The following is a 12,498-nucleotide window of genomic DNA, read 5'->3' on the forward strand; positions in this document are numbered from 1 at the left end:
CTACTAAATTCTGTAGGTTGGGTTGATAAAACCCAACATTTTACATTTTCAGGATGTAATTACATTCTGATGCCAATATTTTACAACTCTTTCACCGTTAACTGAATACTCGGACTTGGTAATAAGGTATATCTCAAATAGAACCCCAACCACACAAATCCAATAATTAACAAAGTTCCAATTCCCAGGAAATTAGGTAACCAAAACACCACCTCTATATGATTGATAGCACCTGGTTTAAGTGTCCATATCAATTGATTACCATGCTTTTCTGGTTTGATAGCATTTTCATTATTGTCAATGTTTTTTGTTCCCCAAGGTGTCTGTAAACTAAAATCTAAATTGACAATTGAATTATTATTCTTTGTGGTAAGCATGGCCAAAGAACGCAAATCTAAATCATAAACTAGATGATTTCTAGAAAATAGGAAAAAATTCCTATCTTCTGCTACCAAACTTGAGGTAATATCTGATATTTCTGAATTATTGCTATCTTGAGAACTGCGATTTTTGAAAAATACAGTAAATTTTTCTTGTAATTCCTTCGCGCTGGTAAAGGGAATTTTTAGAACAATTTCCGCTGGTGAAATTCTCTGTGTTGAACCTCCTAAAGTTCGCGCTTGATTTTCTAAAGTTTTTAACCATTCTGATAGATAATCACCACTAAAAATAGTGACCTTTTCCGGTAACTGAATATGCTGTATTAATTCTCCATTATTTGTGCTATTAAAATTCACTCCTAAATCATATTTTACACAACCAGATAGGAGCAATGAAGAAAGTATTACCATCAATACAATAGGTTTTATTTTGGTAATCTTGCCAATTTTACTAATTGAAAAAAATACGGATTTTATCTTAATGAAAGTGAATACGTTCATTGTATTTTCTCCTTATTTGCTAAAAACTTAACCAAACTAAATAGAAAATTGTTAAACAAACAGCAATTAAAGCTACCCAAACAAAGCGATTATCTTTAGTATTGACCGTGCTAAGATCAATATATTCTGGTTCTACAGATTTGGGTTGAGATTTTTTAGGTTGGGAATTGACAACTATTTTCGATTTGTGATCAGAAACTATACCAAAATCGGGAATTTCTGTCATCCATTCTTGAGGACGATTAAGTTTGGGTGCTTTTAAAATATAGACTAGGCGCTTTGCTTGTTGACGAATTTCATAATGGGGATGACCTACAAGTTGTTGACAAAGATTTATTGCTGCTTCTGAACGTCCCGCAGCTTCATAAGCATTCACCAACCAAATTTCTACTTCACCAGCAAAACGGGTATTTTTTCCTAATAGGGCGCTGGCTTTTTCTAAATTTTCTACAGCCTCCCGATATTGACCATTTTCAAAAGCAATTGTCCCCATTTGGTAACGAGATCTAGCGAGTTCTAAACTTTCTGTAGTCATTAGTTATTCAGTCATTAGTTATTAGTTATTAGTTAAATCGGCGGTTAGAAACCGTATCTACACAAACAAAACCCACCTGCGTGGGTGAGAAATCTCTGGTTTTTATGCAGTCTGCGGAGGCGGAATTTGTTTGTGTAGCCGTGAATTTTATTCACCAGAACTATTAATCCTGATTATTGTCTCAACTGAGAACCAAGAATCATTGTCCCAATCCCCACATCTGTAAATACTTCTAACAGTAAAGCATGAGGAATACGACCATCAATGATATGTGAAGCTTTCACCCCTTGAGCTAGAGATCGCACACAACAATTCACTTTAGGAATCATCCCCCCACTAACTATACCATCAGCAATTAATTGTCGCGCTTCCCGAATATCTATTTTCGGAATCAAGGTAGAAGGGTCATGATAATCTTTTAAAATTCCTCTGGTATCGGTGAGCAAAATTAACTTTTCTGCTCCCAAAGCTGCGGCTATTTCCCCCGCTACGGTATCAGCATTAATATTATAAGCCTGTCCCGTTTCATCAGCAGCAACACTGGAAACTACGGGAATATAGCCATTACTAGAAAGTGTTTCTAAAATTTTGATATTGACACTGCTAACTTCCCCAACAAAACCAATTCCTTCATCACCTTGAGGACGAGCCGTAATTAAGTTACCATCTTTACCACAAAGTCCTACGGCCATACCTCCAGCCTGGTTAATTAGCGCGACAATTTCTTTATTTACACGCCCAACTAACACCATTTCTACTACATCCATTGTTGGTGCATCGGTAACACGCAAACCATTTTTAAATTGTGCTTCAATTCCTAATTTACCTAACCAACTATTAATTTCTGGACCACCACCATGAACTAAAATTGGCCGCAAGCCGACGCAAGATAAAAAGACAACATCCCGAATCACTTTATCTTTGAGGTTGCTATCCTTCATGGCTGCGCCACCATATTTAACTACAACGGTGCGACCAGCGAATTGTTGGATGTAAGGTAATGCTTCGCTGAGAATTTCGACGCGATTCGCTTCAGCTTTCCTGATATACTCTGTATCATTAATCATGTTTTTACCCAAGTTGCTAATTATCTAGTTTATTGGATAACTAGCAACTAGAGTTAATAAGCTGTTGTGATCATAGCAGTGGGACAGGGAGCAGAAAGATATTCATTACCCATTACCCATTACCTATTACCTGTTCCTAAGAGAGTTGAAACAAGAAAGTCACTAAATCGCCCTTACCTAAGCTAATGCGATCGCCGGGACGGAGGCGATGTCTATTTCCTGGTAATAGGGGTAAATTGTTGATGTAAGTTCCATTGGAACTACCTGCATCTTCTATATAACAAGCATCTCCCTCAATCCGAATATCTGCGTGAATCCGGGAAACAATCTCCGAATTTGCGAACCCTGAAACATCAATATCTGGAGGAATGCGGTCATTAGGCTTACCAATATGAATAACCGAGAGATTTTGTGGTAATTCTATTTCTTGGTTAGCTTGAACATGAAATAACCGCGCTACTACCTGTTGTAATTGGGTGTTGGACACCTTGGCTGGTGGTGCGGCTGGGGTTACTTCAGGAATTGTGGGGGGATCTATCTGGGGTACATAAGGAGGCGGAATATAAGCTTCCGGTTCTGGTGCTACGGGTGCTGGTGGGGGAGTAAGTACAGGGGGAATATATACTTCCGGTTCTGGCGCTACGGGTGCTGGTGGAGGAGTAAGTACAGGGGGAATATATACTTCCGGTTCTGGCGCTACAGGTGCCGGTGGAGGAGTAAGTACAGGGGGAATATATACTTCCGGTTCTGGCGCTACGGGTGCTGGTACAGCAGGAATATAAACAGCTTGTTCCTGAACTACAGCTACTGGTGCGGGAGTAAGTACCGGGGGAATATAAACTTCTGGTTCTGGGGCTATGGGGGGAACATAAACGGCTTCTGAACTAGCTACAGGTGGGGGTGCTATGGGCGGTATATTAACACTAACAGGAGGGTTGGCGGTATTCGCAATTCCCAAGGCATCGGGCTTTAATAGTTCCATGATTGGATCAGGAGCAACCGGCGGTACTTGTACAGGAATATTAGCAGCAGCAGTTGGTGCGACTGTGGTTGCTGTAACAGCAGCAGCGTGAAGACGTAGGTTATAACCGCACTGACCGCAGAATGCCGCATCTGACTGTACTGTTGCTCCACAATTAGGACATTTAGCTGTAGCTGGCAACGGGCTGTAGCAAGCTTCACATTGAACAGCCCCATCTGGATTAGGGTGATTGCAATTAGGGCAAACTATCATGGATTTAAGCCTTAGTCAAGGTCGTTGTAAAAATATTACTGACAAGCACAGCAGTAACTTTAGCTTTTGATGCTAATAATTACCTAGAGTGAAAACATTTAGGGTTTGAGTTCTAAACCAGCCGCAGTATCTAGCAACCAGTAAAGTTCTCCCTGGGGTTTAATCAAGCGAGATGGATAAGCAAAATCATCTGCTACTGGTGCGAAAATTTGCGCCAGTGCTGGCCTTTTGTTAGCACCAGCAACCATAAAAATCACACTGCGAGCCGCGTTAATCAATGGGTAAGTAAAGGTAATTCGGAGACTGTCACCTTTATTACCAACAGTAATTAAGCGATCGCACACATTGAGAGCCTCTGTGTGGGGAAACAAAGATGCAGTATGGGCATCATCACCCATTCCCAATAAAACTACATCTAATGCTGGGAACTCTCCAGATACGGAATTAAAAAATGTTTGCAGATGCTGGTTATACTTAGCTGCGTCCACTGCTGGATGAGCGGACAAAGTGGGGATAGCATGAATATTAGCCGCTGGTATAGCAACCTGATCTAACCATGCACGTCGCGCCATTAATTCGTTGCTATCAGGGTGATCTGGTGGCACATAACGCTCATCTCCCCAGAATACATGAATTTTATCCCAGGGCAACTTCTGCACGGCCATGGCTTCATACAAAGGTTTTGGTGTGCTGCCACCTGATAAAGCAATTGTAAATTGTCCCCGTTCCCTAATAGCAGTTTCCACTTTTGACAGGATCAATTCTAGCGCCCGTTGGACGAGTTCGGACACGCTGGTGTGAACTTCAACAGTTTTGTTCATGGCATTATCATTACATGATGCTGTTTCTTTGCAATACCATAGCGAACTTCTGACCATTTTCCGGTTTAACTGTGGAAACTTTTAACATCATCAAGTTAAACCATAAATTATGGTCTTCTATTGTCCTTTACCTTCTTTATCATTATTCTTGATTGCTTGTCAGTATTCAGTTGTACTAATCGCTCATAATCACTCCAAAAGACTGTTAGCTGAATCAAGATACATCGGTAAATAAGCCAAAAATAAAAATTCTTACCAGTTTACCAGTTGTGAACATTGACAAATTAGAGATTATTACTGATCACATTAACGTCACATAATAGAAAGTAGATTGGCAAATAAAATATACCATATCCATCTGCATCAAAATCTACATCTTTTTGTCAACTTAAACCTAATTATAAAGCTTTTCTTCCTTTGCGCCTTTGCTCCTTAGCGTCTTAGCGCGAAACCAAAACCTAAAAAGTCACAACACTGCGAATAGAGTCACCCCTGTGCATTAAATCAAAAGCATCATTAATTTTTTCTATGGGCATAACATGAGTAATTAAATCATCAATATTGATTCTACCATCCATATACCAATCTACAATTTTTGGCACATCAGTTCTTCCTCTAGCACCACCAAAAGCCGAACCTTTCCAAACTCTTCCAGTTACTAATTGAAATGGACGAGTGCTGATTTCTTGTCCCGCACCAGCAACACCAATGATCACACTTACACCCCAACCTTTATGACAACATTCTAAGGCTTGACGCATGGTATTAACATTGCCAATACATTCAAAAGAATAGTCAGCACCACCTTTTGTTAAGTCTACTAAATAAGGAACTAAATCACCCGCAATTTCTTGAGGATTGACAAAATGTGTCATGCCAAATTTTTCAGCTAAAGCCCGCTTTTTAGGATTAATATCTACACCAATAATCTTATTCGCGCCCACCATTCGCGCTCCTTGGATGACGTTTAAACCAATCCCCCCTAAACCAAAAACTACTACATTTGCACCTGGTTCTACTTTAGCTGTATAAATTACCGCGCCAATACCTGTTGTTACGCCACAACCAATATAACAAACTTTATCAAAAGGGGCATCCTCTCGAATTTTGGCGACAGCAATCTCTGGCAATACCGTATAATTAGCGAAGGTGGATGTACCCATATAATGGTGAATAATATCGCCATCAATACTAAAACGACTAGTACCATCTGGCATTAAACCCCGTCCTTGTGTGCCGCGAATTGCTTGACAAAGATTAGTTTTGAAGCTGAGGCAATAATCACATTGACGACATTCAGGGGTGTATAAAGGAATTACATGATCTCCAGGTTTAAGACTTTTGACATCAGCCCCCACTTCGACAACTATACCAGCGCCTTCATGGCCTAAAATTGCCGGAAATAAACCTTCTGGATCATCACCAGAAAGGGTAAAAGCATCAGTATGACATACTCCACTAGCTTTAATCTCAATTAATACTTCCCCTGCTTGTGGTCCTTGTAATTGGACGGTTTCAATTGTTAGGGGTTTTCCCGGACTATAGGCTACTGCTGCTTTGACTTCCATTTGATTCTCTTGATTGGCGAGGATTTACGTAATTTTATCTCACCCAGAGGCACTCCAGGCGCGAAGAGGAATATTTTTGATGATTACTTGTCAAATTGTTCTATGTATGCTAGAGTGATGGGCATTGTCAGAAAAATATCCTATCTAATTAACTACGGTTTAGACTGGTTGAAGTCAGCAGATATTTTAGCAATTATGACCATAAAATTAATCTTGGCTGCAACTACCCACTTTGACGATTAATGAAATCTGTAATAAACATGATCAAACCTGCCCTTACTAAAATTGGCGCTCAAATGTCTAACTTAACTGGCGTAAGAGCGATTATGAAAGATATTAACGAAACCCTCAGAGCCAGTAAGGGAAAGGAATTATATAATTTGAGTGCCGGTAATCCCCTGATTTTACCAGAGGTGGAACAGTTATGGCGGGATTGTACGGCAGATTTATTAGCTAGTTCTGAATATGGTGAGGTCGTTTGTCGTTACGGTTCAAGTCAAGGTTATTCACCATTAATTGACGCAATTGTCAAGGACTTTAACCAGCGTTATGGGTTAAGTTTAACTGACCGGAATATTTTAATTACTGCGGGTAGTCAAACTATCTATTTTTATGCTGCTAATGCTTTCGGTGGTTATACTGAGGATGGTAATTTAAAGGAAATTGTCCTGCCTTTAAGTCCAGATTATACTGGTTATGGTGGTGTTTGTTTGTTCCCAGAGGCTTTAGTCGCTTATAAGCCTACTTTGGATATTGATAGGGACGCACACCGTTTTAAATATCGTCCTGATTTTAACCAACTTTCAATTACGGAAAATACTGGTTGTGTAATCTTTTCTCGTCCTTGTAATCCTACTGGTAATGTTTTAACTAATGACGAAGTGAACAAAATCACCGCCTTAGCTGAACCTAACCATATTCCTGTATTAATTGATTCTGCTTACGCGCCTCCGTTCCCAGCTTTGAATTTTACAGACATGACTCCCGCATTTGGGGAGAATATCCTCCACTGTATGAGTTTATCAAAGGCGGGATTACCTGGAGAACGGATTGGGGTGGCTATTGGTGATGAAAAGCTAATTCAGGTCTTAGAATGTTTCCAAACTAATGTGGGAATTCATTCTTCTCGATATGGTCAAGCGATCGCTGCCCGCGCCATAGAATCAGGTATATTAGCAAATATCGCTGAAAATGTGATTCGTCCTTTCTACCAGCAAAAGTTTGATGTGTTAGAAAGTACATTAGCATCGGCAATGCCAAAAAATTTACCCTGGTTTTTACATCGTGGTGAAGGAGCGATTTTTGGCTGGTTGTGGTTGCAGGATTTACCCATAACTGATTGGGAATTTTACCAGGAATTAAAGAAAGTTGGTGTGATTGTTGTTCCTGGTAGTAGTTTCTTCCCCGGTTTACAAGAGGAATGGGAACACAAACACCAATGTCTCAGAATTAGTTTGACTGGTAGTGATGAGGAGATTATTATCGGTATGCAGCGTTTAGCTAAGGTTGCTGAACAGGTTTATCAAGTTGCGGCTGTAAGTGTGTAAGAGAAATGAACCACGAAGACGCAAAGAACACGAAGAAAATATTGCAAGGAAGCAGGAAGCAGCCAGCAGGGGTAAAAGATCAAAAATCTGCTCTTCCTGGTGCTGTGAGGGCTGAGAAACCCCGTTCTCAACCAATTCCTGATCTTGATGATTGGTTAGAAATTGGTAAAATTGTCGCACCTCAAGGTTTAAATGGGGAGTTGCGGGTTTATCCTGATACTGATTTTCCCGAACGTTTTGAAGAACCGGGAAAACGCTGGTTATTACGTCCAGGGGAAACGGAACTTCAACCTGTAGAATTATTAAGTGGACGCTATATTGAGAGTAAAAATCTCTATGTGATTAGATTAAAAGGAGTAAGCGATCGCTCTCAAGCTGAAAATATGCGTGACTGTCGGTTCTTTGTGCCTATAAGCGATCGCCCTAAATTGGCAGCGGGTGAGTTTCATGTGATAGACTTGCTAGGATTGCAGGTTTTTATGCAATCTTCTGGGGAGTTGGTGGGAACACTGGTGGATATATTACCTTCAGGTCATGATTTATTAGAAGTAAAATTAGATTCTGCTTTTGCTGAGGATAAAGCCGGAAAAACAGTTTTAATTCCCTTTGTCATGGAAATTGTCCCTGTTGTGGATTTGCAAAATCGTCGCGTCGAAATTACTCCTCCTCCTGGTTTGTTATCAATTAATGATTAGTTAAACTGTGTCACATAAGTGGTTTAATAACTCTTTGTATTTGCAATTACTACCTGCCTATATTTACTTACAATCAGATGAATTTGCTGTTAAAATCCTTCACCCCAATCTGGGACGTATCCCATAATTTCTATATTGCCAATAATCTCCCAAAATCCGGTCGTGATCAAAACACAAATCACCAGGAACACACCAAGGCTCGAAAATACCCACACCCTTAGCATCATCACCCGCTAAAGGTTGACCTGTAGCTGTTGCTAAAAACACAATACTAATTGTATGCTGACGGGAATCACGACGGGGATCAGAATAAACTAAAAATTGTTGAATTAACTCTACTTTTAACCCTATTTCTTCCTCTGCTTCCCTAATTGCGGCTTTTTCCACAGTTTCACCATAATCCACAAAACCACCAGGTAGCGCCCACCCTAAAGGTTCATTATGTCTTTCAATGAGAATAATAGGGCGATGGGGTCTATCAATTAACTCAATAATGATATCAACAGTGGGTGCAGGATTTCTATAAGTCATTAAACAGGGGACAGGTTACACGGTAGAGAAATATTCTTTGGCAACGGACAAAGGACAACGGACAACTAACATCTGTTCACTTAATTATATAACAATTATAACGATACATTGTGATTCATCTTCTTATTTCTTTACAAATCACAACAGTCAAGATTAACCATGCCATGATAAATTCGATGCGTAACTGATAAACGATTACCCTTTCCTATATTTCAGGTTCAATATGCCTTTTCCTAGATCCAGTGGTATTCTACTACATCCCAGTTCTTTCCCCAGTCGTTTTGGTATTGGGGATTTAGGACTGGAAGCCTATGATTTTATTGATTTTCTTAAAAATAGTCACCAGCAATATTGGCAAGTTTTACCTCTAGGTCCGACTGGTTACGGTAATTCTCCCTATATGTGCTATTCTGCAATGGCGGGAAATTACTTTTTAATTAGTCCCGAAAAGTTACTGGAGGAAGGTTTGTTAATTGAATCAGATTTAGCTGATTTACCAGATTTTCCGGCAGATTATGTAGATTTTCAGGAAGTTATCCCGGTTAAGGTTAATTTACTCATTAAAGCTTGTGAAGAATTTAAAACTAAGGCAACTTTAACTCAAAAACAAGCTTTTACTAAGTTTTGTACTGATAAAGGCTATTGGTTAAATAATTACGCTCTGTTTATGGCTCTTAAAGATGCCCAAAATGGTGCAGGCTGGCATAATTGGCAGCCGGAATTGGCAAAGCGTGAACCAGCGGCTTTAGCTGCAATGGAACAAGAGTTAGCGGCAGAAATTTTTTATTATAAGTTTGTCCAATATGAGTTTTTCCGGCAATGGTCAGAACTGAAAAACTATGCTAATGAAAATGGTGTAGAAATTATTGGTGATATCCCCATTTACGTAGCCCATGATAGCGCTGATGTCTGGGCTAATCCTGAAATATTTGCTTTAGACGAGGAAACAGGAGCAGCAGCTTTAATGGCAGGAGTTCCACCGGACTATTTTAGCGCCACTGGTCAATTATGGGGAAATCCGGTTTACAATTGGGAAGAATTAGAAAAACAAGACTTTAAATGGTGGGTACTGCGTTTTGAGGCCATGTTGGATTATCTGGATATCATTCGCATTGATCATTTCCGGGGTTTTGAGGCTTATTGGGCTGTACCCCAAGGTGAAACAACTGCTATGAATGGTGAATGGATTAAAGCGCCTGGTGTGGCTTTATTTGAAACTATTAGAAAGCAGTTAGGTAAGTTACCTGTCCTCGCGGAGGATTTGGGGATTATTACCCCAGAAGTGGAAGCACTACGAGATCAATTTGAGTTTCCAGGGATGAAGATATTACAGTTTGCTTTCGGTTCTGATCCCGGAAACCCTTTTTTACCCTTTAACTACAATCGTAACGCTGTGGTTTATACTGGCACTCATGACAATGATACAACTGTGGGCTGGTTTAATGTTGCAAATGATTACGAAAAGCAAAATTTATTGTTGTATTTAGGTTGTATTAGTCCTGATGGCGTAAATTGGGATTTAATTAGATTAGCTTTGAGTTCGATCGCTAATCAGGCGATTATACCTTTACAGGATGTATTAGGTTTGGGAACTGATGCAAGAATGAATTTTCCAAGTACAGCGGAGGGAAATTGGCAATGGCGTTATCAAGCAGGTGTATTAACTCAAGAATTAAGCGATCGCTTAAAAACTCTCACTCTCCGTTGTGGACGCGCCCCTATAGAATCCTCAGTTAGTTAAATAAATTTTGGCTAATAAACCTCAAAAAAAACTGATGTTTTCGCTATTTTGTCCTGGTTTGACTCAATAGACGAAAACCCCAAGTTTTTGATCAAACCACCCTTGATTGAGATCAAACCAAAAGCCAAAATAAACCAAAATTTAACGATGATTTCCGGTTAGTTTGGTTCAGCAGCGATCTTGATTTCCTCGGTTTTGCCAATTTCCCCCATTTCTTTAGCCTTCTGCCGATTCACACTCATTAACACCCCACCAGCATTATTAGTTTTTACTGTCAATTGCTGATTAGCTTTCCAAGTACGACTAGAACCCTGTGGTAAAACTCCTTCAAAGGCCGTTTTACCATCTGTCACCACACTAATCCATGAGGAGGCTTTTAAGGTGACACCAACTTGTACAGACTGATCCTGTTTACTAGCGGATTGTTTATCAGCAGATGTTTCTTGTTGTGTTGATGGCTGTGCTATATCTGATTGAATTTGGCGATTATTGGACTGCAATGTGGCATTATTTAATAAATGAGATAAACTGTTAACAGAGCAAAAAATCAAAACAATGTAAAACAGGTAAAGATGTATAGGACGGAATTGAGCAATGTTTTGGTTTTTCCAAGTGGATTTAAAAGCCACTGGTTGATAACCAATCGGGAAATGACTGGCAAATTCCCCCCCCTTAATTCCTAAAGCGTCTGCAAACTGCCTAATTAAACCTTGAATGTAAATTGGTTCTGGTAGGTCGCTTAAATTACCTTCTTCAATGGCTTGCAAAAGTCGTCGAGGAATTCTGGTGAAGAGGACTAACTCATCAAGAGTTAAGTTCTTTTCCTGACGTAGGGAAGCAAGTTGAGATCCAAGCTGCATCAACTTTTCACTTTGGTGTTGCTTGATAGAAGGTTTGATTGGCTGTTCATCCTTCTTTCTGAACCATTTCATGTTTTTCCTTTACTCCTTAACTTGTGCTTTGTCTTTATGGGTGTGCGATTTATCTGCTTGCTTAAAAAAATCATCTCGTCTTGAGTTAAATGACGATATTCACCAACTTGCAAAAATGGTGTGATTGCCGTCTTTAATTGAATTGAACCGATAGCAGTGCGATGTAGCTTGATAACTGGATATCCTAACTGTTCGGCCACACGGCGAATTTGCCGATTTCTTCCCTCCTGTAAAACAATTTCTAAACAGCTTTGGTTAATATAAGTTTCAATTAAACGCACCCGGGCCGGTCTGGTGATTTTTCCTTCCAGAATTACACCCTGACTCCACCTTTGAATAACTGCTGCGGGAGGATGTCCTTGGACAATAACACGATAGCTCTTAGAAATACTATGACTAGGATGGGTAAGTCCATAAGTTAGTTCCCCATCATTTGTCAAGATTAACGCTCCTGTAGAGTCTACATCCAAACGACCAACAGGGTGAATACCCAATCCTTGCCTTAATTCTGAGGGTAGCAGATCCAGCACCGTTGGTCTTCCTTGGGGGTCATGGCAAGTAGATACAAATCCTGCTGGTTTATGCAGCAATAAATAGATCAAAGATGGACGTTGTTCTGTCATGACTGGTAAACCATCAATCAAAATTTTGTCCCGTTGGGGATCGACTTTTTGACCTAAATGTGCCAATATGCCATTAACACGCACCCTTGATTGTTTAATCATTTCTTCACTTTCACGACGGGAGGCAATGCCCCATTGGGCTAAAATTTTTTGTAATCGTTCCTCCATGTTTTAATTGTCACTTTTTTCTCTCATTGAATACTATAATACTACTGATTTTTTGACTTTTTTGTTAAAAAACTCCTATATTACAGTTAAGAATTATTTAAGATACTTATAGCACTTATGCAAGTGTCACACTAAAAATCTATTGTAGACGGTAG

Annotated in this window: 13 protein-coding genes; 4 read left to right on the forward strand and 9 right to left on the reverse strand. The window is 39.7% G+C overall.

Annotated features, from left to right (window positions below; translation table 11 throughout):
* Nucleotides 1-80: 80 nt before the first annotated feature.
* From ACIR131C_RS0112755 to ACIR131C_RS0112780, 6 genes are all read right to left on the reverse strand, one after another.
* On the reverse strand, nt 81-881 hold the full coding sequence (locus ACIR131C_RS0112755; RefSeq protein ID WP_028090505.1) for a DUF3153 domain-containing protein: 801 nt from the start codon (nt 879-881) through the stop codon (nt 81-83).
* Between the two features lie 19 nt (nt 882-900).
* Entirely contained in the window at nt 901-1,416 is a 516-nt protein-coding gene (locus ACIR131C_RS0112760) for a tetratricopeptide repeat protein (RefSeq protein WP_028090506.1), read from the reverse strand.
* 173 nt (nt 1,417-1,589) lie between these two features.
* Complete coding sequence (gene argB, locus ACIR131C_RS0112765) at nt 1,590-2,483, reverse strand: acetylglutamate kinase (protein ID WP_028090507.1); 894 nt, start codon at nt 2,481-2,483, stop codon at nt 1,590-1,592.
* A 136-nt stretch (nt 2,484-2,619) separates the two neighbouring features.
* Complete coding sequence (locus ACIR131C_RS0112770) at nt 2,620-3,717, reverse strand: FHA domain-containing protein (RefSeq protein WP_028090508.1); 1,098 nt, start codon at nt 3,715-3,717, stop codon at nt 2,620-2,622.
* Nucleotides 3,718-3,815: 98 nt separating this feature from the next.
* Entirely contained in the window at nt 3,816-4,538 is a 723-nt protein-coding gene (pgl, locus tag ACIR131C_RS0112775) for a 6-phosphogluconolactonase (protein ID WP_028090509.1), read from the reverse strand.
* Nucleotides 4,539-4,996: 458 nt separating this feature from the next.
* Nucleotides 4,997-6,106, reverse strand: a complete 1,110-nt coding sequence (locus ACIR131C_RS0112780; RefSeq protein ID WP_028090510.1) for an S-(hydroxymethyl)glutathione dehydrogenase/class III alcohol dehydrogenase — start codon at nt 6,104-6,106, stop codon at nt 4,997-4,999.
* 102 nt (nt 6,107-6,208) lie between these two features.
* Between ACIR131C_RS0112780 and ACIR131C_RS25580 the strand changes: the two genes are divergently transcribed.
* The 3 genes from ACIR131C_RS25580 to rimM are packed head-to-tail and all read left to right on the forward strand — an operon-like array spanning nt 6,209 to nt 8,348.
* Nucleotides 6,209-6,349: a hypothetical protein gene (locus tag ACIR131C_RS25580; RefSeq protein ID WP_155963106.1), complete on the forward strand. Its 141-nt coding sequence runs from the start codon at nt 6,209-6,211 to the stop codon at nt 6,347-6,349.
* 20 nt (nt 6,350-6,369) lie between these two features.
* A complete protein-coding gene (locus ACIR131C_RS0112790) occupies nt 6,370-7,653 on the forward strand; it encodes a valine--pyruvate transaminase (protein WP_028090511.1) in 1,284 nt (427 codons plus the stop codon).
* A 5-nt stretch (nt 7,654-7,658) separates the two neighbouring features.
* Nucleotides 7,659-8,348 carry a ribosome maturation factor RimM gene (rimM, locus tag ACIR131C_RS0112795; protein WP_028090512.1) on the forward strand — a complete coding sequence of 230 codons (690 nt, stop codon included), beginning with the start codon at nt 7,659-7,661 and terminating at the stop codon, nt 8,346-8,348.
* Nucleotides 8,349-8,447: 99 nt separating this feature from the next.
* On the opposite strand, the gene ACIR131C_RS0112800 is transcribed toward rimM, so the two are convergent.
* Complete coding sequence (locus ACIR131C_RS0112800; protein ID WP_028090513.1) at nt 8,448-8,879, reverse strand: NUDIX domain-containing protein; 432 nt, start codon at nt 8,877-8,879, stop codon at nt 8,448-8,450.
* Between the two features lie 223 nt (nt 8,880-9,102).
* Here ACIR131C_RS0112800 and malQ point away from each other — a divergent pair, with 223 nt between their 5' ends.
* Nucleotides 9,103-10,620, forward strand: coding sequence for a 4-alpha-glucanotransferase (gene malQ / locus ACIR131C_RS0112805; RefSeq protein ID WP_028090514.1), 1,518 nt, complete (start codon nt 9,103-9,105; stop codon nt 10,618-10,620).
* A gap of 158 nt (nt 10,621-10,778) precedes the next feature.
* Here malQ and ACIR131C_RS0112810 read toward each other — a convergent pair whose 3' ends face one another.
* Together ACIR131C_RS0112810 and ACIR131C_RS0112815 are read right to left on the reverse strand one after the other, a co-directional pair.
* Nucleotides 10,779-11,552 carry a RodZ domain-containing protein gene (locus tag ACIR131C_RS0112810; protein ID WP_028090515.1) on the reverse strand — a complete coding sequence of 258 codons (774 nt, stop codon included), beginning with the start codon at nt 11,550-11,552 and terminating at the stop codon, nt 10,779-10,781.
* Nucleotides 11,549-12,343 (reverse strand): pseudouridine synthase, encoded by a 795-nt coding sequence (locus tag ACIR131C_RS0112815; RefSeq protein WP_028090516.1) that lies wholly within the window; start codon nt 12,341-12,343, stop codon nt 11,549-11,551. The genes ACIR131C_RS0112810 and ACIR131C_RS0112815 overlap by 4 nt, the downstream gene beginning before the upstream one ends.
* Nucleotides 12,344-12,498: the final 155 nt, after the last annotated feature.

This window comes from Dolichospermum circinale AWQC131C (assembly GCF_000426905.1).
Lineage (GTDB): Bacteria > Cyanobacteriota > Cyanobacteriia > Cyanobacteriales > Nostocaceae > Dolichospermum > Dolichospermum circinale.